Here is an 18,785-nt window from a genome sequence, read left to right on the forward strand (position 1 = left end):
CCAATGAAATTCGAACCGATCAGTTCCGCCGCGCAGAATCTCGACCAGTCGGTTGCCAGCGACTGCGGCGAGCTTGCCGTCGGCTGCAGCGATGCCGCGGGCCAGATCCAGCGCGCCACCGACCAGATGCAGCGCCAGATTTCGGAGCTGGGCCGGCTGGAGGATTATGTCGTCAGCCTGGAGGCCGACCAGCGCCAGATCGCCGATTCGACCGACGAGGCGAAGCTGTTGTCGGCGCGCGCGTGCGAACAGCTCGACGCCGGGGCCGAGCGCGTCAATAGCGCCGTCACCGAATTCCGCTCGGTCATCGATCTGGTCGCGCGGCTGGGCACGCATGTAACCAATTTCGCGTCGGTGATGGAGCAGGTGCAGCAGGTCAGCCAGTCGATCGAGCAGATTGCCAAGACCACCAACATGCTCGCGCTTAACGCCGCGATCGAGGCCGAGCGTGCGGGCGATGCCGGCCGCACCTTTGCCGTCGTCGCCGCCGAGGTGAAGAAGCTGGCGCAGAATACGCGCAGCGCCACCGACGAAATCCGTCGTTCGATCGGCAGCCTGTCGACCGAAGCCGCCGGTCTCGTCACCGAAATCCAGTCGGGGGTCGAGCAGTCGGGGCGGGCGGAGGCGCAGTTCGAGACGATCACCGATGCGCTGCACGATGCGACGCATCTCGTCGCGCTGCTCGATGATCAGAGCGACCGTATCGCGCAATCGAGCGCGATGGTGCACGCCAATGGCGCCAAGGTGCGCGAGGCGCTCGACCGCGTCGTCGGATCGGTACGCGACAATGGCGCGACGCTGAACAGGACGCGCGATTCGATCCTGACGATGGAAAATGTATCGAACCGCATGTTCAACGCGGTGATTTCCGCCGGCGTCAGCCCCCAGGACAGCGCGATCGTCGATCTGGCTGCGTCCGTCCGCGACGAATTCGTCGCCTTGGCCGAAGCGGCGCTCGCGCGTGGCGAGCTAACGATGGAACAATTGTTCGACACCAATTATGTGCGCGTGCCGGGATCGAACCCCGAACGCTTCCGTACCAGCCTTTGCGACTGGGCCGACGCCCATTGGCGGCCACTGTTCGACCGCACCGTGGCGCAGCATCCCGAAATCAAGATGTCGTCGGCGGGCGACATGAACGGCTTTCTGCCGACGCATATCACCGAATGTTCGCGCGCGCCGACGGGCGATCTGGAACATGACACCGCGCATTGTCGCAACGGCCGCATCCTGTTCGACGATGTAGACGCGGCGGCAAAGCGCAGCAGCGCGCCCTTCTTCATGTCGGTGTATCGCCAGGAAGGCGACGGCACCAACTATGTGACGGTGCGCAACGTCTATATGCCCGCGGTCATCAACGGTCGCCGCTGGGGCGACGTCGAGGTTGCCTACCAGCTGTAACGGCGGTCTTTGCGAGCGAGGCTGGCTCAGCTACCCTGCCGGCGCGCCATGAAGGCAAGCTTTTCGAACAGCATCACATCCTGTTCATTCTTGAGCAGCGCGCCGTGCAGCGGCGGAATCGCTTTGCCGACGTCGCGGTTCTGCAGCACCTCGAGCGGCATGTCCTCGGCGAGCAGCAGCTTCAGCCAGTCGATGAGCTCGCTGGTCGAGGGCTTTTTCTTGAGCCCGGGTACGTCGCGCACGTCGTAGAAGATGTCCATCGCGCGGCTGACCAGCGTTTTTTGGATGCCGGGGAAGTGGACCTCGACGATTTCGGCCATCGTGTCGCGGTCGGGGAATTTGATGTAGTGGAAAAAACAGCGGCGCAGGAAGGCGTCGGGCAGTTCCTTTTCATTGTTGGAGGTGATGACGACAATCGGGCGTTCGCGCGCGGTCACCGTTTCGTTGGTTTCATAGACGTGGAACGCCATTCGATCGAGTTCCTGAAGCAGATCGTTCGGAAATTCGATATCGGCCTTGTCGATCTCGTCGATCAGCAGCACCGGAAGCTGTTCGGAGGTGAACGCCTCCCACAGCTTGCCCTTTTTGATATAGTTGCGGATGTCGTGGACGCGCTCTTCGCCGAGCTGTCCGTCGCGCAGACGCGCAACCGCGTCATATTCATAGAGGCCCTGCTGCGCCTTGGTCGTCGATTTGATGTTCCAGGTGATCAGCGGCGCACCGAACGCCTTGGCGACTTCCTCGGCCAGCACGGTCTTGCCGGTGCCGGGTTCGCCCTTCACGAGCAACGGGCGGCGCAGCATCGTCGCGGCATTGACCGCGACCTTCAGGTCGTCGGTTGCAATATAGGCGCTGGTTCCTTCGAAGCGCATGGCGGCTCGCCCTTTCCCTTAACGTGAACGTCAACCGGGATGGGCATAGCGAGCGCGAGGGAAGGGTGCAAGCGGAGCGTCGCCACGGCTGCCGCGGCGTGGACGTTCCCGGTCAGGCGTGCGTGCGGCTGGCGGCGCGGGCGGCCATCAGATCCCACAGGCCGGTGTGCTGTGCGATGAGCTGCTGCGCGCCAAAGGCCATCGCGCGCTCGACCGCCGGTGTTTCGGCGACGGCATTGGCAAGACGAGCGGTTTCGCGCAGGTCGGGCAGGGTGCAGCGTGGGACTTTCATGTCAAGCCGCTGGGCACTGATGTCGAGCAGGACGCGGATCGTCCGCCAATCGAGTGTCAGCGCGATCGCCGCGCCAATCGCGCAACCATTGCGATCGGATTCGGCGAGCATGTCGAGCGCCTTGCGCTGCGCGGCGACCGCCGCTTCGCACTGGGCCTGGCCCTGGGTGCTCGGCACCGGACCGACTGCGGCCGCGATTTTCGACAGGAAGGCGCGTTCCTGCGCAAAGGCTTGCGCGGTTTCATCCATCCATTTGCGCGATGCCGCATCGACCGCCTTGCGCGCCGCGCTGTCGACGATGCCGGGATAGCGGCCGTGGAGCAGGCAGAGAAAATGGACCGCGTCGGCAAGGTTGCGCATCGCGTCGGGGCCGCTCGACAGCGCACCCGATTTGACATGGCCGTGCGCGCCCGTTCCCTCGCTCGCGACGAGCGTGTCGAGCAGTTCGGCAATGCCGCGCGGCTGGGCCTGGGGCTGGGGCGACTGGCTCAAGGCTGCATCCTCGTCTGTTGCGGCGGCTCTTGCGACCGGCGCCGTTGCAAATCAGGGATCAGCATTAGCCGAACGTCGTAAACGTCGCGTTTATGAGGGGCGAGCGATTTCAGGCGCTTCTGTCCCACTCCTGCACAGCGGGCCTCGGTTCGACGCGCAAAGGGACCGGCAGCGGGTTGAGCTGCCGGTCCCTGCGCTGTTGCGGTCAAGTGGAGCGCCGCAACATGGGCGGGGCCGGTGCAAGGGAGAGGGAGAGCCGGCCCCGGTTCGAATCAGGCGGCGAGCGCGAGTTCCTCGGCCTTTTCGGCCTTGGCTGCCGGCGCCGCTTCGGTGAGCGCCGGGGCGTCGGCCGTATCGGCAGCGCGCTGCGACGGGAAGAAGAAGCGCGACGCGAGCACGATCAGGCCGAGGCCGAAATAGGCCGCGAAGGTCTGCACCGGGAAGAAGAAGAGCGGTGCGACGAACGCGAGACGCAGATACAGGGGGTTGAAGCCGAAATCCTGGCCCACCGCTTCGCAGATGCCGAAGAAGGTGTCCTGGCGGGAGAAGATATTCTGGTTTTCGTTTGCCATCGTTCGGTCTTTCCTCTTGGCGGCGGTGGGGAGGCCGCTCCTGCCCATGACTAAGCAATGGGCGTGCCAATTGGTCATTCTCTCCATTTTCCGGGCTTTTTTGCATCCCTGCTCGAGGAATACGCCCGTATTTGTTGAAATTATTCCCATCAATCGGGACAATGTGCCAATCGGCGTGATCGCCTGAACCGAGGCTGAAGCGATACGCCAACGGCGTCTCATCTGGTTGGGAAAGATGAAAATTTTAAGATGCTGTGCCAGGTTTTTGTGCGGTGCAGCAAAAATGTCACGCCGAGGCCGAAGCAAAACACCCCGCCGGTTGGGGCGGGGTGTCTGATTTTTCGGTACGGATCGACCTATTGGTCGAGGAAGCTGCGCATCTTGCGGCTGCGGCTCGGATGCTTGAGCTTGCGCAGCGCCTTCGCCTCGATCTGGCGGATACGTTCGCGCGTCACGCTGAACTGCTGGCCGACCTCTTCTAGGGTATGGTCGGTGTTCATGCCGATGCCGAAGCGCATGCGGAGAACACGCTCCTCGCGCGGCGTAAGCGAGGCCAAAACTCGCGTAACCGTCTCCTTGAGGTTCGACTGCACTGCGGCGTCGACCGGGATGACCGCGTTCTTGTCCTCGATGAAATCGCCGAGGTGGCTGTCTTCCTCGTCGCCGATCGGCGTTTCGAGGCTGATCGGCTCCTTGGCGATCTTCATCACCTTGCGGACCTTTTCGAGCGGCATCGACAGACGCTCGGCCATTTCCTCCGGCGTCGGCTCGCGGCCGCTTTCGTGGAGGAACTGACGGCTGCAGCGCACCAGCTTGTTGATCGTCTCGATCATGTGGACCGGGATGCGGATCGTGCGCGCCTGGTCGGCGATCGAGCGGGTGATCGCCTGCCGGATCCACCAGGTCGCATAGGTGCTGAACTTGTAGCCGCGGCGGTATTCGAATTTGTCGACCGCCTTCATCAGGCCGATATTGCCTTCCTGAATGAGGTCGAGGAACTGCAGGCCGCGGTTGGTGTATTTCTTCGCGATCGAGATCACGAGACGCAGGTTCGCCTCGACCATTTCCTTCTTGGCGATGCGCGCTTCGCGCTCGCCCTTCTGGACCATGTTCACGACGCGGCGGAACTCGGGCAGGCTCATGCCCGCCGCCTGGGCGATTTCCGAAATCTCGGTCCGGATGCGGTCGACCGCCGCGCCCTCATTCTCGGCGAACGCCGCCCACTTCTTGTCGAGCTTGCCGACTTCGTCGAGCCAGTTTTCTTCGAGCTCGCGCCCGACATAATGGTCGAGGAAGGCCTTGCGCGGCACCTTGTGGCGTTCGGCAAGGCGCAGCATCTGGCCGCCGAGCGCAGTCAGGCGCCGGTTGTAGCTGTAAAGCTGGTCGACCAGATATTCGATCTTGGTGCCGTGGAACTGCACGCTTTCGACCTGCGCGGTAAGTTCCTCGCGCAGCTTGTGATATTTCTTTTCCTGCGCGTCGGGGAAGTCGCCCGCCGTCGACAGCGCCTCGAGCCGGGCGTCCTGAAGCTTCTGGAACGCCTTGAAGCTCTTGGTGATATTGGCGAATTTCTCGAGCGCGTCGGGCTTGAGCAATTCTTCCATTGCGGCGAGGCTCAGCGTGTTGTCCTCGTCGTCTTCCTCAAAGCTTTCGCGCTTGCCCGACGAGCCTTCGCCGTCCTCGTCATCGCCGTCAGCCGAAGGTTCTTCCTCGACCTCGTCCTCGTCCTTGAACGAGACGCCCGCGGTCTTTTCGCTGATTTCGCCGTCGTCGCCTTCGCCCTCGTCATCAAGGTTTTCGGGCGCCGGATCCTTCGACAGCATCGCTTCGAGGTCGACGATCTCGCGCAGTTGCATGTCGCCGTTGTTGAGCGCGTTCGACCATTCGATGATCGCGTTGAAGGTCAGCGGGCTTTCGCACAGGCCGAGGATCATCGTGTCGCGGCCCGCCTCGATGCGCTTCGCGATCGCGATTTCGCCTTCGCGGCTCAAAAGCTCGACCGCGCCCATTTCGCGCAGGTACATGCGCACCGGGTCGTCGGTGCGATCGACCGTTTCCTTCTTCTTTTCGATCGCGGGATTGGACACCGAACCGGTGTTGGCGCTGACGTCGATATCGTCATCGCTTTCCTGTTCGGCTTCTTCCTGCACATCCTCGTCGCTTTCGACGATGTTGATGCCCATGTCAGAAATCGCTGACATGATATCCTCGATCTGCTCCGAAGACATCTGATCCTGCGGCAGGGCTTCGTTGAGCTCGTCGTAGGTCAGGTAGCCGCGCTTCTTGCCGCGCGCGATCAGCTTTTTGACGTCGGCCTCGTTGAGGTCGATCAGCGGCGCGTCGGTGTCGGCTTCGGTGTTCTTGGTGGCCATATGCTTCAGTCGTTCCTGCCTTGGGGCAATATATGTCAGCTCTGGCTGCTGTCGGACAGCGCGGCCAGGCGGCGGGTTAGTTCCTCATCCATCGCGCGCAGCTTTTGCTGTCGGGCATGGCCCTCGTCGTCCATCGTGCGCATATAGTCCGCGGTCGCCTCGGCAAGCCGAGCGCGGATTTCGGGCTGCGTCACGAGCACGCCGATATATTCGTCAAGGTCACGCAGCGCGATTTCCCGAGCCGCTTCAACCTCTTCGCCTTCGAGCCTTCGATTGAATGAGAAGTGCATTCCGTCGGCTCTGAGCAATGTCGTCGCCCTATTATACACTTTCATTGGCTCCAATATGGCAAGCAACCCCTCGGTATCAAGCCCTTCTTGCGCTGCCGCGCTGTCAAGTATTGCGCGGAGCAGTTCGGCGTCGGCAGAATCGGGCACAGCGAGCCGAATGAGCGCCTCTTCATTGCGGGCGATCGCCTGTGGATAGCGGAGCAGTCCGCCAAGCAACGCCGCGGCAAGCGGCGCTGCGATTCCGGCCTTGCCGATGGAACGCGTCTCGTCGGCCGGAGGTTGCAGGCGCGGGTCGGGCGCGAAGCGGCGCCCGCCCCCGCGCGATGCCTGCGGCGCCCAGGGAACGCGCCCGCCACGCTCGGCGCGCGGGCGCGCGAACAGCGCGTCGAGCCGCTCCCGAAACGCCTCGCGATAATGGTGCCGCACGTCGGCATCCTGGATCGCGTCGGCATGGGCGAGCAGCCGCGTCTTGAGCGCCGCGCGCTCTTCGGGGGTGGTGAGCGGCCCCGCCGCAACCTCATGTGCCCACAGCCGTTCGACGAGCGGCTGCGCTTCGTCGAGGATGGCTGTAAAGCCTGCGGCGCCCTTGGCGCGAACAAGATCGTCCGGATCCTGCCCCGCAGGCAGGGTCGCGAAGGCAAGGCTGAAGCCCGGGCGGAGCAGTGGCAGTGCCCGCGTTGCCGCGCGCATCGCGGCCTTTTGCCCGGCATTGTCGCCGTCGAAGCACAGCAGCGGCACCGGCACCATCCGCCACAGCATGCCAAGCTGGTTCTCGGTCAGCGCGGTGCCGAGCGGCGCGACGGCGTCGGCGATCCCCGCCTCGGCAAGAGCGATGACGTCCATATAGCCTTCGACGACGATCACCCGGTTCGTCTGCCGCGAGGCGGGGCTTGCCTTGTCGAGGTTGAAGAGCGTGCGCCCCTTGTCGAAGAGCGGCGTATCGGGCGAGTTCAGATATTTGGGCTCGCCGTCGCCAAGGATACGGCCGCCGAACGCGATGACGCGCCCGCGCGCATCGCGGATCGGGATCATCAGCCGGCCGCGGAACCGGTCATAGGGTTCCTTGTCGTCGACCGCGATGAGCATGCCGGACTCCACCAGCATCGCGGTCGGGAATTTCTTGAGCGCCTCTTTCAGCGCGCTGCGGCTGTCGGGGGCGAGGCCGAAGGCAAAGGCGCGGCGGGTGGCGTCCGAAATGCCGCGCCTCGCCAGATAGTCGCGCGCCGGGGCGCCGTTGGTGCTTTCAAGCTGCTGCGCGAACCAGTCGGCGGCGCCCTGCACCACGTCGCGCAGACTCGCCTGCTCCTCGGCCTTTTTCGCGGCGCGCGGGTCGGGCGCGGGGACGTCCATCCCCGCCTCGGCAGCGAGTTCCTTTACCGCGTCCATGAACGACAGGCCGCGCTGGTCGGTCATCCAGCGGATCGCATCGCCATGCGCCGAGCAGCCGAAGCAGTGGTAGAAGCCCTTTTCGTCGTTGATCGTGAAACTGGGGGTCTTTTCGTTATGGAAGGGGCAACAGGCCTTATACTCGCGCCCCGCACGCGTGATCTTCACCGTCCGCCCGATGAGGGTCGACAGCGTGATCCGCGAGCGCAGTTCATCCAGCCATTGCGGGGTGAGGGTCAATCTTTTTCCCTCTCATTTATGGGAGGGGTCGGGGGAGGGCATATTTCAAGGACGGCCTCGATCTCGGTCACGACACCCTCGATCCGTTCCAACACGTCATTGTTCCAGAAACGGATCACCCGATATCCCTGAGCTTGCAAATAGGCGGTGCGTGCTTCGTCTTTCGCTACATCAACCGTGTGCTGGCCGCCATCGACTTCGATAACGAGCTTTGCAGAACGCGAAACAAAATCGCAGATGAACGGTCCGATCGGAAATTGGCGATTGAAGCGGGCGCCTCCAACCTTGCGGGCGCTCAGTCGCGCCCAAAGTGCTCGTTCGGCAGGCGTGGCATTGAGGCGCAGTTCGCGGGAGCGTGCGGTTGGACGCTTGTAGCCCTTATCCAACAGGCCCTCCCCCGACCCCTCCCGCAAGCGGGAGGGGAGAATATGCGTTGGCGGCCCATCCAGTTCCCCTCCCATTTGCGGGAGGGGCCAGGGGCGGGCCGTTTTCAAATCAGCTCAGCGCCGCCTTCACCCATCCGCTTGCCTTGCTCATGTCGAGCTGGCTGCCGTGGCGGTCTTTCACCGCCGCCATCACCTTGCCCATTTCCTTGACGCTGGTCGCGCCGAGTTCGGCGACGATCGCGCGGATTGCGGCGGTGGCGTCGGCTTCGGAAAGCTGGGCGGGCAGGAAATCCTCGATAACCACGACCTCGGCCGCTTCGGCGTCGGCAAGTTCCTGGCGGCCGCCCTGTTCGTACATGGCGATCGATTCGCGGCGCTGCTTGACCATCTTCTGGAGGACGTCGGTGACGAGCACATCGTCGTCGGCCGGCGCCGTGCCGGTGCGCAGTTCGATGTCGCGGTCCTTGATCTTGGCCAGCATCAGCCGGATGGTGCCCAAACGCGCCTTGTCGCCGGCCTTCATCGCGGCAACCTGCGCAGCCTTGATGTCATCGCGAATCATGCGTGTCCCCATGTGCTGCAAATTTCGGAAAGAGCCTCTCTAGCGGGAAGATTCCAAATCCGATAGCTTGTGAATCACTTTTTTGCCGCCTACTTGGTCGGCCGTTTAGCCCCCCGTCCGGAGCAGTTTAAATGGCACCAGCCAATCCATCCGCCGCGCCTTCTGGAGCGACCGGCGTCCTCGTTCTTGCCGATGGCACGGTCCTGTGGGGCGTGGGCTATGGCACCGCCGGGGCGGGTGTCGGCGAAATCTGTTTCAACACCGCGATGACCGGATATCAGGAGATACTGACCGACCCGAGCTATGCCGGGCAGATCATTACCTTCACCTTTCCGCACATCGGCAATGTCGGCGCGAATCCCGAGGATATCGAACGCAGCGCACGGGCGGCCATCGGCTGCATCACCCGCGAACTGCCGACCGCGCCGAGCAATTTCCGCAGCGTCCAGACGCTGCCCGAATGGATGGCCGAACAGGGCCTGATCGGGCTGGCCGGCATCGACACGCGCGCGCTGACCCGCCGCATCCGCGATGCGGGCGCCCCCAATGGCGTGATCGCGCACAGCCCCGACGGCAAATTCGACATCGACGCGCTGCTGGCGATGGCGCGCGGTTGGCCGGGGCTGGAGGGCATGGACCTGGCGAAGGAGGTCAGCCGCACGGATACGGGTGATTGGGATGCGGGGACTTGGACGCTGGGCAAGGGGTATGCTCCTCCCCTCCTGCATGCGGGAGGAGCCGGCGGTCGGCCAACGTCTGCACCGATATCTGAGAACATGCCCACCCCTAACCAATCCCGCGAGCGGGAGGGGGATAGCAGACCTCATGTCGTCGCGATCGATTATGGCGCGAAGGACAATATCTTCCGTAACCTCGTGAAGGCCGGCGCGCGCGTCACCGTGGTCCCCGCGACCGCGACACTCGACGACGTGCTGAGCCACCAGCCCGCGGGCGTGTTCCTGTCGAATGGCCCCGGCGACCCCGCGGCGACCGGCGAATATGCGGTGCCGGTGATCCAGGGGCTGCTCGAGCGGGGTGTGCCGATCTTCGGCATCTGCCTCGGCCACCAGATGCTCGCTATCGCGGCGGGGGCCAAGACCATCAAGATGCACCAGGGCCACCGCGGCGCGAACCATCCGGTGCAGCGCGTCGGCGGCGATTTTGCGGACGGCGCGGTCGAGATCACCAGTATGAACCACGGCTTCGCAGTGGACGCCGCGACACTGCCCGCAGGCGTGGTCGAGACGCACAAGAGCCTGTTCGACGGATCGAACTGCGGCATCGCGATCATGGGCAAGCAGGCGTTCAGCGTGCAATATCACCCCGAGGCGAGCCCGGGGCCGCAGGACAGCTTCTATCTGTTCGAGAAGTTTGTGGGTGGGTTGAAGTGATTGCTCGCGCCGTTACGGCAATCACGCTTATGCTGACATTGGCGGGATGCGCGGCCAGCCCCACAGATTCCGACGCGGAAAGATTGAAGGCGGGGCTGGCACGTGTGGAGACACAATGCGGCGCGAAGCCTGGCACGTTAAAACTCGATAGCGATAACTTGGTCGCAGTGATGCCGACGCCGGATGCAAAATACGAAACGATCGATTGCGTGTTTCGAGAGCTGAAGAAGCCAGAATTCTCGGACCACATCAAACTCGGCTTCGTCGGCAACGAATCATACGCAGCAGAAGAACAGAAATAATGCCCAAAAGAACCGACATCCAATCCATCCTCGTCATCGGCGCCGGCCCGATCGTGATCGGTCAGGCGTGCGAGTTCGACTATTCGGGGACGCAGGCGATCAAGGCGCTGAAGGAGGAGGGCTATCGCATCGTCCTCGTCAACTCCAACCCGGCGACGATCATGACCGATCCCGAGCTGGCCGACGCCACGTACGTGGAGCCGATTACGCCCGAGATCGTCGCCAAGATCATCGAAAAAGAGCGCCCGGATGCGGTACTGCCGACGATGGGCGGGCAGACCGCTCTGAACACCGCGCTGGCTTTGTTCAACGACGGCACCTTGACCAAATATGGCGTCGAGATGATCGGCGCCGATGCCGAGGCGATCGACAAGGCCGAGGACCGGATCAAGTTCCGCGACGCGATGGACAAGATCGGGCTGGAAAGTGCGCGCTCGGGCATCGCGCACACGCTCGACGAGGCGTTCGCGGTGCTCGAACGCACCGGCCTGCCCTCGATCATCCGGCCCAGCTTCACCATGGGCGGCACCGGCGGCGGCATCGCATACAACCGCGAGGAGTTCGAGCATATCGTTCGCGGCGGCCTGATCGCCTCGCCCACCACCGAAGTCCTGATCGAGGAATCGCTCCTCGGCTGGAAAGAATATGAGATGGAGGTGGTGCGCGACCGCAAGGACAATTGCATCATCATCTGTTCGATCGAAAATGTCGATCCAATGGGCGTCCACACCGGCGACAGCATCACCGTCGCCCCCGCGCTGACGCTGACCGACAAGGAATATCAGATCATGCGCAACGCGAGCATCGCGGTGCTGCGCGAGATCGGGGTCGAAACCGGCGGGTCGAACGTGCAGTTCGCGGTCAATCCGAAGGACGGCCGCCTGATCGTGATCGAGATGAACCCGCGCGTGTCGCGCTCCTCGGCGCTCGCGTCGAAGGCGACGGGCTTTCCGATCGCCAAGGTCGCGGCGAAGCTCGCGGTCGGCTACACGCTCGACGAAATCTTGAACGACATCACCGGGGTGACCCCGGCGTCGTTCGAGCCGACGATCGACTATGTCGTCACCAAGATCCCGCGCTTTGCCTTCGAAAAGTTCAAGGGCGCCGAGCCCTTGCTGTCGACGGCGATGAAGTCGGTCGGCGAGGTGATGGCGATCGGCCGCACGATCCATGAATCGATGCAGAAAGCGCTGCGCGGGCTGGAGACCGGATTGTCGGGCTTCAACTTCGTCGATCGGCTGGTCGGCGCGAGCCACGAACAATTGAAAAGCGAACTGGCGCAGCGCACTCCAGACCGGCTGCTGATCGCGGCGCAGGCGATCCGCGAGGGCGTGTCGCTCGCCGAGATCAACCGCATCGCGGGCTATGACATGTGGTTCCTCGATCGCATCGCAGAGATTGTCGAGGCCGAGAACGGCGTGCTCGAAAATGGTCTGCCACGCGATGCCGAGGGGCTGCGCCGGCTGAAGGCGATGGGCTTTTCGGACAAAAGGCTCGCCTATCTGGCGCTGCAGTCGGCGCATCTGCGGCCCGGCACCGGCGCGGCGGCGGCGCGCGGCAGCGGGCTGATTCACGAGGCAGTGAAGGCGATGACCGGCGGCGTCACCGAAGGCGAGGTGCGGAGCCTGCGCCACAAGCTCGGCGTGCGGCCGGTGTTCAAGACCATCGACACCTGCGCCGCCGAATTCGCCGCCAAAACGCCCTATCTCTATTCGACCTATGAAGCCCCGACCTTCGGCGAGCCCGAGAATGAGGCGAACCCGTCGGACCGCAAGAAGATCGTCATTCTCGGCGGCGGGCCGAACCGGATCGGGCAGGGGATCGAGTTCGATTATTGCTGCTGCCACGCCTGCTTCGCGCTTGGAGAGGCGGGCTATGAAACGATCATGGTCAACTGCAACCCCGAAACGGTGTCGACCGACTATGACACGTCGGACCGCCTCTATTTCGAACCGCTGACCGCCGAGGATGTGCTCGAAATATTGCACGTCGAGCAGTCGAAGGGCGAGCTTGTGGGCGTGATCGTCCAGTTCGGCGGCCAGACGCCGCTCAAGCTCGCGCAGGCGCTCGAGGAAGCGGGCATCCCGATCCTCGGCACCTCGCCCGACGCGATCGACCTCGCCGAAGACCGCGAACGCTTTGCGGCGCTGGTCAACAAGCTGGGCCTCAAGCAGCCCGAGAACGGCATCGCGCGCAGCCGCGAAGAAGCCGTCGCGGTCGCGGCGCGCATCGGTTACCCGGTGCTCACGCGCCCCTCTTATGTGCTCGGCGGCCGCGCGATGGAGATCGTCGACGATCAGGCGCAGCTCGAAAATTACATCGAGACCGCGGTGCAGGTGTCGGGTGATTCGCCCGTGCTGATCGACCGCTATCTGCGCGACGCGATCGAGGTCGATGTCGATGCGCTGTGCGACGGCACCGATGTCGTAGTGGCCGGGGTACTCCAGCATATCGAGGAAGCGGGCGTCCATTCGGGCGACAGCGCCTGTTCGATCCCGCCGTACAGTCTGCCCGCCGACATCGTCGCCGAGATCGAGCGGCAGACCGACGCGCTGGCGCGCGCCCTCAACGTCCGCGGGCTGATGAACGTGCAATATGCGGTGAAGGATGGTGAGGTCTACCTGATCGAGGTCAACCCGCGCGCGAGCCGCACCGTGCCCTTTGTCGCCAAGGCGGTGGGTTCGCCGATCGCCAAGATCGCGGCGCGGGTGATGGCGGGCGAACGCCTTGCCGATCTGCCGAAGATCAATCGCGACATCGACCATGTCGCGGTCAAGGAAGCGGTTTTCCCCTTCGCGCGCTTCCCTGGCACCGACCCGGTGTTGTCGCCTGAAATGAAGTCCACCGGCGAAGTCATGGGAATCGATAGCGATTTCAATCTCGCCTTTGCCAAGGCACAGCTCGGCGCGGGAGACCGCCTGCCGACCGACGGGCGGCTCTTCGTGTCGGTGAAGGACAGCGACAAGCCGCGCATCGTCGCGTCGGTGAAGCAGCTCGCCGCCTGGGGGTGGCAGGTGATCGCGACCGGCGGCACCGCCGACTATCTGGCGGGGCAGGGCATCGACGTCGAACGGGTGAACAAGGTCGCCGAAGGTCGTCCGCACATCGTCGACCGGATCAAGGACGGCGATGTGCAACTGATCTTCAACACGACCGAGGGGTGGCAGTCGCTCCAGGACTCGCAGTCGATCCGCGCCTCGGCGCTCGCGGCCGACGTCGCCTATTATACGACGGCGGCGGGCAGCGATGCCGCAACCCATGCGATTGGCGCGCTGCGCTCGCACTCTCTTGAAGTAAAGCCGCTTCAGGACTATTATTGAGGGACCGCTTCATCTCCCTACATTGACGGAAACAGCGGCTCAGCCGCCCCGGCGAAGTTTCGCTGGCGGTGGATTATTGACGAAGGACAACAGGATAATGGCAAGCGTTGAAAAGGTTCCGATGCTGCAGGAAGGCTATGAGAAGCTGAGCGCGCAGCTCGCCACTCTCAAAGCCGAACGCCCCCTCATCGTCGATGCGATCGAGGAAGCGCGCGCGCATGGCGACCTTTCGGAAAATGCCGAATATCACGCCGCGAAGGAACGCCAGGGCCAGGTCGAAGCGACCATCGGCGATCTGGAGGACAAGCTGTCGCGTGCGCAGGTCATCGACCCGACGACGCTGTCGGGCGACCGCATCGTATTCGGTGCGACGGTGACGCTCGCCGACGAGGACGACAAGCCGGTCAAATATCAGATCGTGGGGCAGGCCGAGGCCGACGCCAAGGTGGGCAAGATCAGCTATAATTCGCCGCTTGGCCGCGCGCTGATCGGCCGCAAGGTCGATGACGAGATCGAAGTCACCGTTCCGGCGGGCGACAAATATTATCTCGTCACGAAGATCGAATTCATCTGACGATCGCGCCGAAATGAAACCGCAGGACGCACCGCTGGTCACGGGAGTTTCCGTGCTATGCGCGGTGATCTTCATCCTGCTGTCGATCAGCGGCTATCAGGTCGAGGCGATCGTGCGCGCGGGTTTCATTCCCGCGCGCTTTGCGATGGAGCCGATTGCGGCGCCGGGCTTTTTCGTGCCCTTCGCGCTCACCCCGCTGACCTCCGCTTTACTGCACGGCGGCATCCTCCACCTGGTGTTCAATCTGGTCGTCTTGCTGTTCATCGGCCGCCAGCTCGAAGCGCCGCTGGGGACGAAGGCGATGGCGGTATTGCTCGTCGCCGGCGCCTATGCGGGGGCCTTCGCGCAATATCTGGCCGATCCGCAATCGCCGGTGCCGATGATCGGCGCCTCGGGCGCGATTTCGGCGCTGATCGCGGTGTTCGCGCTGATTTTCAGTCGCTCCGAGACGCAGGCGCTGGGACCGATTCCGGCGCATTGGGTGCGCGCACTATGGCTGGCGGCAGCATGGATCGGGGTGCAGGTCCTGATCGGCTTTGCGGGCGGCGCGGGATTCGGCCTCGTCGCGATCTGGGCACATGTCGGCGGCTTCCTCGCGGGGATATTGCTCGCACGGCCGTTGCTGCGCTGGCGCTTCGGCGCGCGCTGACCGTCAGGACAGCGCGAGCAGCCCGCCCGCGAGCAGCATCGCGACGCGCACGTCGATACCGCAGCCTTCGGCGCGCTTTGCGGCGATAAAGGGGGCGATTTCGGGCAGCGGGACGCGGTGGACCGCAATGTCCTCGCCATCGACGCCGCCGCCTTCGCCGACCTTGGTCAGCCCGGTCGCGCGGAGCAGGGTGAAGCTTTCGCTGACCATGCCGGGCGAACTGTAGAATTCGCCGACGGTCAGCCACTCGGTCGCGCGGTAGCCCGTTTCCTCTTCGAGTTCGCGCACCGCGGCAAGCTCGGGCGCCTCGCCCGCGCTGTCGTCCCCGACAAGCCCCGCGGGCAGTTCGAGGCAATATTTGCCGAGCGGGACGCGATATTGTTCGACCAGCAGGATGTGCCGCCCGTCGGCGTCCTCGTCGATCGCCAGGATCACCGCGGCGTGAATGCCGCGCGACCGCGACACATATTCCCAATTGCCTTGCTGTTTCACCGTGATGAAGCGGCCTTCCCAGCGCGTTTCGACGGGCGTGCCGGCTGCGGGGCGGGTCATATCGTCTCCGTCGGCGAAAGGGTAAGGATCAAAGCTCGATCAGCCGGTCGGGCAGCTCGTTGGGGTTGCCGTCGCTCTTCGGGAAATGTTCGGCCAGCACAATACCCATGCGGCGGACCGCCTCGGCCATGCCATGGCCCGGACGACCGGCGCGCACCTCGTCGATCAGCGCTTCCATCGCTTCACCCCATATCGAGGGCGCGACCTTGGCGGCGATCGCTTCGTCGGCGACGATGTCGGCGCGATGTTCGCGCAGGCTAACATAGAGCAGGATGCCGGTGCGGCCCATTGTCTTCGCCTCGGTCCCGACCTTGAACAGGTCGATGGCGCGGGCGCGGACGCGCGCGGCGAGGATCGCGCGCGGCGTCAGCCACAGGCGCAGCGGGCGCCACAGCAGGACCAGCCAGACGCCGATCCATTTGAGCACCCCGACCGCGATGACGGTGCCGAGCCATTTATTGGCGGTCAGTTCATGCCCCCAGCCCCCGCTCAGCCGGTAGTAGAGACCCTGATAGAAATCGGGAAAAAGCGCGATCACCGACATGGCGATAAAGGCGATGACGCTCGCCCAGACGAGCGCGACATCGTCATAGTCGTTCGACTGCGCGGCGATCACCGTGACGATCTCGCCATCGGTGTGCCGTTCGGCCTCGGCGACCGCGGCGGTCACGATGTCGTGATCGGCTTCGCTGACATGGCTGACTTTCATTGCGCGTCCCCCTTACCAGCCGCCCGAGGCACCGCCGCCGCCGAAGCTGCCGCCCCCGCCCGAAAAGCCGCCTCCGCCGCCGAAGCCGCCCCCGCCGCCCCAGGAACCACCGCCCCAGCCGCCACCCGAACCGCCGCCCCAGTCATTGTCGCCCCAGATGATGATCGGGGCGCCGCCCCATGGGCGATGCTTGCGATGCCGCCGTCCACGACGCCCGAAGGCGCCGAGCATCGGCAGGATGAAAAAGAAGAAGATGATGAAGGCCACGAAGATCAGCCCGCCGATATTTCCATTGTCGGCGCGGTCGCGCTCGGCCTTCGCGGCCGACGCGGCGCGCGCCGCGGCTTCCTCCGGCGGCAGCTGGATCTGCTCGGCGATTGCATTCACGCCGTCCTGGATGCCGCCGGGCATGTCGCCGGCCTTGAATTTGGGCGTCACCACGTCGCGGATGATCCGGCCCGACAGCGCGTCGGTCAGCACGGGTTCAAGCCCATAGCCGACCGAGATGTTCATCCTCCGTTCGTTGGGGGCGATCAGGAAAACGACGCCGTCGTTATTCTCCTTGCCGCCGATGCCCCACGCGCGGCCGAGCTTGTAGCCATAGTCGCTGATGTCATTGCCATCGAGGCTGTTCACCGTCGCAACGACGAGCTGATGCCCCGTGGTCTTTTCCAGTTGTTCGAGCTGGACGGTCAGATTGGCTTCCTCGGCCGCCGGAATGATATCCGCCTGATCGACGACGCGCCCGCTGAGCTTGGGGAAATCCTGCGCCGCCGCGGGCGCAGCCGTCAGCAACAGCAGCCCGGAGAGGGCCGCCGTTGCTATGGAACGAAGCTGGGCGATCAGGCCCACCTTATTGACCGAAATCGACCTTGGGCGCGACGTTCGCGTTGGGATCGACCGCCTTATAGGGGGTCATCGGCTTGGCGCCGTGGACGATCTTGGCGCCGATTATGTCGGGGAAGGTGCGGATCGTCGTGTTATAGTCCTGCACCGCAGCGTTATAGTCCTGGATCGTTACGTTGATGCGGTTTTCGGTTCCCTCGAGCTGGGTCATCAGGTCGGCAAAGCGCGCCTGGCTCTTGAGCTCGGGATATTGTTCGACGGTAACGAGCAGGCGGCCGAGTGCGCTCGACACATTGCCCTGCGCCTGCTGGAAGGCCTGAACCTTCGCGGGGTCTTCCAGGTCGTCGGTGCTCAGCTTCACCTGCGTCGCCGATGCGCGCGCCTGGATGACGCCTTCGAGCGTCGATTGCTCGATCTTCGCGGCACCCTTGGCGGTTTCGACGAGGTTGGGGATCAGGTCGGCGCGGCGCTGATAGGCGGCTTCGACATTGGCCCATTTGGCCTTCGCGGCTTCTTCCTTGGTCGGAACGCTGTTGATGCCGCAGGCCGACAGGCTCATCGCGGCGGCCGGAACAATCAGCCAGCGGGCGGAACGATAGGACATGGTCATCAGGCTCCCTCAGGCGGCGTTTTGCCGCAACAATACACATAATAGGATGCCCCTTGCTTTTGCGCAATGACCGGCGCACCACCATGACGGCAGGATCAGCAGTTCGGGGAGCAATAAGATGCTGAACGAGTTCAAGGAATTTATCGCGCGCGGCAATGTCATCGATCTGGCGGTCGGCGTCATCATCGGCGGCGCGTTCGCGACGATCACCGGATCGCTGACCGAGGACGTCATCATGCCCCTCGTCGGCTGGCTGTTCGGCGGGGTCGATTTTTCGAGCAAGTTCATCCTGCTCGGCAGCATTCCCGACGGCATCGCCGCGACCGACTATGCAGCCTTGAAAAAGGCGGGCGTCGCGATGATCGGCTATGGTGCCTTCATTACGGCGGTGATCAACTTCCTGATTTTGGCATGGATCATCTTTCTGCTCGTGCGGGCAGTGAACAAGGTGGTGCGCAAGGAAGCGCCGGCCGAAGCGCCCGCGGGGCCGAGCGAGGTCGATCTGCTCACCGAAATCCGCGACGAACTGCGCAAGAAATAGCATTTCATCGCGCGCCGGCGTGGGTCCGGTGTCGATTCAGGACGAAAGGCCCGCCTGCGCTCTTCCAAAGTGCGGGCGGGCTTCCTATATGGGGAGAGCCGGTTTCGACCGGCTATGAGGATAAATGGTGTCGTGGAATAGACACAGCGGACCCGGGGGCAGTACCCGGCGGCTCCACCACAAGCCCGCGTCCTTTTCGAAGGGGTGCGCGGGCTTCTGACGGGGCCGAACCAGGATCGACGTGTGTTCAAAGACGATGTTTTCTTCCGGGCTGAGTAACCCGTTAAAGGCTCAAAACCAATAGGTGCTAACGATAACGAAGCACTCGCTCTTGCTGCCTAACCGATAAGCCTCACGGCCTAAGGTTAGACAAATAGAACGCGGTTCGGACCGAACCGGGCAACAGAATCGGATACCAGCGGCTGG

The 18,785-nt window shown here is 63.8% G+C and carries 18 protein-coding genes and 1 other RNA gene; 8 read left to right on the forward strand and 11 right to left on the reverse strand.

Features of this window, described 5'->3' with window-relative positions; genetic code table 11:
- Positions 1–3: 3 nt before the first annotated feature.
- A complete protein-coding gene (locus tag L0963_RS11095) occupies positions 4–1,401 on the forward strand; it encodes a methyl-accepting chemotaxis protein (protein ID WP_186401874.1) in 1,398 nt (465 codons plus the stop codon).
- 26 nt (positions 1,402–1,427) lie between these two features.
- On the opposite strand, the gene L0963_RS11100 is transcribed toward L0963_RS11095, so the two are convergent.
- The 7 genes from L0963_RS11100 to L0963_RS11130 all read right to left on the reverse strand — a co-directional run bounded on the left by L0963_RS11100 (position 1,428) and on the right by L0963_RS11130 (position 8,865).
- On the reverse strand, positions 1,428–2,273 hold the full coding sequence (locus tag L0963_RS11100; RefSeq protein WP_003047362.1) for an AAA family ATPase: 846 nt from the start codon (positions 2,271–2,273) through the stop codon (positions 1,428–1,430).
- 112 nt (positions 2,274–2,385) lie between these two features.
- A complete protein-coding gene (locus L0963_RS11105; RefSeq protein ID WP_062902076.1) occupies positions 2,386–3,057 on the reverse strand; it encodes a DUF6975 family protein in 672 nt (223 codons plus the stop codon).
- A gap of 272 nt (positions 3,058–3,329) precedes the next feature.
- Complete coding sequence (locus tag L0963_RS11110) at positions 3,330–3,629, reverse strand: PspC domain-containing protein (protein WP_062902077.1); 300 nt, start codon at positions 3,627–3,629, stop codon at positions 3,330–3,332.
- Positions 3,630–3,985: 356 nt separating this feature from the next.
- Complete coding sequence (gene rpoD / locus L0963_RS11115; RefSeq protein WP_058813480.1) at positions 3,986–6,001, reverse strand: RNA polymerase sigma factor RpoD; 2,016 nt, start codon at positions 5,999–6,001, stop codon at positions 3,986–3,988.
- A gap of 35 nt (positions 6,002–6,036) precedes the next feature.
- Positions 6,037–7,917, reverse strand: coding sequence for a DNA primase (gene dnaG / locus L0963_RS11120; protein WP_234179519.1), 1,881 nt, complete (start codon positions 7,915–7,917; stop codon positions 6,037–6,039).
- Positions 7,914–8,303 carry an endonuclease domain-containing protein gene (locus L0963_RS11125; protein ID WP_234179522.1) on the reverse strand — a complete coding sequence of 130 codons (390 nt, stop codon included), beginning with the start codon at positions 8,301–8,303 and terminating at the stop codon, positions 7,914–7,916. Before L0963_RS11125 ends, dnaG begins: the two co-directional genes overlap by 4 nt.
- Positions 8,304–8,412: 109 nt before the next feature.
- The gene (locus tag L0963_RS11130; RefSeq protein ID WP_234179526.1) at positions 8,413–8,865 is read right to left on the reverse strand and encodes a GatB/YqeY domain-containing protein; all 453 of its coding nucleotides are present in this window, start codon (positions 8,863–8,865) and stop codon (positions 8,413–8,415) included.
- 131 nt (positions 8,866–8,996) lie between these two features.
- Here L0963_RS11130 and carA point away from each other — a divergent pair, with 131 nt between their 5' ends.
- The 5 genes from carA to L0963_RS11155 all read left to right on the forward strand — a co-directional run bounded on the left by carA (position 8,997) and on the right by L0963_RS11155 (position 15,101).
- Positions 8,997–10,256 carry a glutamine-hydrolyzing carbamoyl-phosphate synthase small subunit gene (gene carA / locus L0963_RS11135; RefSeq protein ID WP_234179528.1) on the forward strand — a complete coding sequence of 420 codons (1,260 nt, stop codon included), beginning with the start codon at positions 8,997–8,999 and terminating at the stop codon, positions 10,254–10,256.
- Positions 10,257–10,285: 29 nt separating this feature from the next.
- The gene (locus L0963_RS11140) at positions 10,286–10,558 is read left to right on the forward strand and encodes a hypothetical protein (protein WP_062767961.1); all 273 of its coding nucleotides are present in this window, start codon (positions 10,286–10,288) and stop codon (positions 10,556–10,558) included.
- Complete coding sequence (gene carB, locus L0963_RS11145; RefSeq protein WP_234179531.1) at positions 10,558–13,878, forward strand: carbamoyl-phosphate synthase large subunit; 3,321 nt, start codon at positions 10,558–10,560, stop codon at positions 13,876–13,878. The genes L0963_RS11140 and carB overlap by 1 nt, the downstream gene beginning before the upstream one ends.
- 97 nt (positions 13,879–13,975) lie before the next feature.
- Positions 13,976–14,452: a transcription elongation factor GreA gene (gene greA, locus L0963_RS11150; protein WP_003047342.1), complete on the forward strand. Its 477-nt coding sequence runs from the start codon at positions 13,976–13,978 to the stop codon at positions 14,450–14,452.
- 13 nt (positions 14,453–14,465) lie between these two features.
- Positions 14,466–15,101: a rhomboid family intramembrane serine protease gene (locus L0963_RS11155; RefSeq protein WP_062902082.1), complete on the forward strand. Its 636-nt coding sequence runs from the start codon at positions 14,466–14,468 to the stop codon at positions 15,099–15,101.
- Between the two features lie 3 nt (positions 15,102–15,104).
- Here the strand turns inward: L0963_RS11155 and L0963_RS11160 are convergent, their stop codons facing one another.
- The 4 genes from L0963_RS11160 to L0963_RS11175 are packed head-to-tail and all read right to left on the reverse strand — an operon-like array spanning position 15,105 to position 17,818.
- Positions 15,105–15,653 (reverse strand): NUDIX hydrolase, encoded by a 549-nt coding sequence (locus L0963_RS11160; RefSeq protein WP_234179534.1) that lies wholly within the window; start codon positions 15,651–15,653, stop codon positions 15,105–15,107.
- A gap of 28 nt (positions 15,654–15,681) precedes the next feature.
- Entirely contained in the window at positions 15,682–16,362 is a 681-nt protein-coding gene (locus tag L0963_RS11165) for a TPM domain-containing protein (protein ID WP_234179536.1), read from the reverse strand.
- 12 nt (positions 16,363–16,374) lie between these two features.
- Positions 16,375–17,205, reverse strand: a complete 831-nt coding sequence (locus tag L0963_RS11170; protein ID WP_409372296.1) for a TPM domain-containing protein — start codon at positions 17,203–17,205, stop codon at positions 16,375–16,377.
- 10 nt (positions 17,206–17,215) lie between these two features.
- Positions 17,216–17,818 (reverse strand): LemA family protein, encoded by a 603-nt coding sequence (locus L0963_RS11175; RefSeq protein ID WP_003047327.1) that lies wholly within the window; start codon positions 17,816–17,818, stop codon positions 17,216–17,218.
- A gap of 118 nt (positions 17,819–17,936) precedes the next feature.
- Here L0963_RS11175 and mscL point away from each other — a divergent pair, with 118 nt between their 5' ends.
- Positions 17,937–18,359 carry a large conductance mechanosensitive channel protein MscL gene (mscL, locus tag L0963_RS11180; RefSeq protein ID WP_003047324.1) on the forward strand — a complete coding sequence of 141 codons (423 nt, stop codon included), beginning with the start codon at positions 17,937–17,939 and terminating at the stop codon, positions 18,357–18,359.
- Positions 18,360–18,417: 58 nt separating this feature from the next.
- Positions 18,418–18,776: a transfer-messenger RNA gene (gene ssrA / locus L0963_RS11185) on the forward strand.
- Positions 18,777–18,785 lie beyond the last annotated feature (9 nt).

Origin of the sequence: Sphingopyxis sp. NFH-91, from assembly GCF_021401285.1 — a bacterium.
Classification (GTDB): domain Bacteria; phylum Pseudomonadota; class Alphaproteobacteria; order Sphingomonadales; family Sphingomonadaceae; genus Sphingopyxis; species Sphingopyxis terrae_A.

Coding starts and splice junctions, on each gene's coding strand:
- L0963_RS11160 (WP_234179534.1), bottom strand. CDS start 15,653: ATGACCCGCCCCGCAGCCGGCACGCCCGTCGAAACGCGCTGGGAAGGC.
- carB (WP_234179531.1), top strand. CDS start 10,558: ATGCCCAAAAGAACCGACATCCAATCCATCCTCGTCATCGGCGCCGGC.
- L0963_RS11140 (WP_062767961.1), top strand. CDS start 10,286: ATGCTGACATTGGCGGGATGCGCGGCCAGCCCCACAGATTCCGACGCG.
- rpoD (WP_058813480.1), bottom strand. CDS start 6,001: ATGGCCACCAAGAACACCGAAGCCGACACCGACGCGCCGCTGATCGAC.
- L0963_RS11095 (WP_186401874.1), top strand. CDS start 4: ATGAAATTCGAACCGATCAGTTCCGCCGCGCAGAATCTCGACCAGTCG.
- carA (WP_234179528.1), top strand. CDS start 8,997: ATGGCACCAGCCAATCCATCCGCCGCGCCTTCTGGAGCGACCGGCGTC.
- mscL (WP_003047324.1), top strand. CDS start 17,937: ATGCTGAACGAGTTCAAGGAATTTATCGCGCGCGGCAATGTCATCGAT.
- L0963_RS11155 (WP_062902082.1), top strand. CDS start 14,466: ATGAAACCGCAGGACGCACCGCTGGTCACGGGAGTTTCCGTGCTATGC.
- L0963_RS11100 (WP_003047362.1), bottom strand. CDS start 2,273: ATGCGCTTCGAAGGAACCAGCGCCTATATTGCAACCGACGACCTGAAG.
- L0963_RS11110 (WP_062902077.1), bottom strand. CDS start 3,629: ATGGCAAACGAAAACCAGAATATCTTCTCCCGCCAGGACACCTTCTTC.
- L0963_RS11165 (WP_234179536.1), bottom strand. CDS start 16,362: ATGAAAGTCAGCCATGTCAGCGAAGCCGATCACGACATCGTGACCGCC.
- L0963_RS11130 (WP_234179526.1), bottom strand. CDS start 8,865: ATGATTCGCGATGACATCAAGGCTGCGCAGGTTGCCGCGATGAAGGCC.
- greA (WP_003047342.1), top strand. CDS start 13,976: ATGGCAAGCGTTGAAAAGGTTCCGATGCTGCAGGAAGGCTATGAGAAG.
- L0963_RS11175 (WP_003047327.1), bottom strand. CDS start 17,818: ATGACCATGTCCTATCGTTCCGCCCGCTGGCTGATTGTTCCGGCCGCC.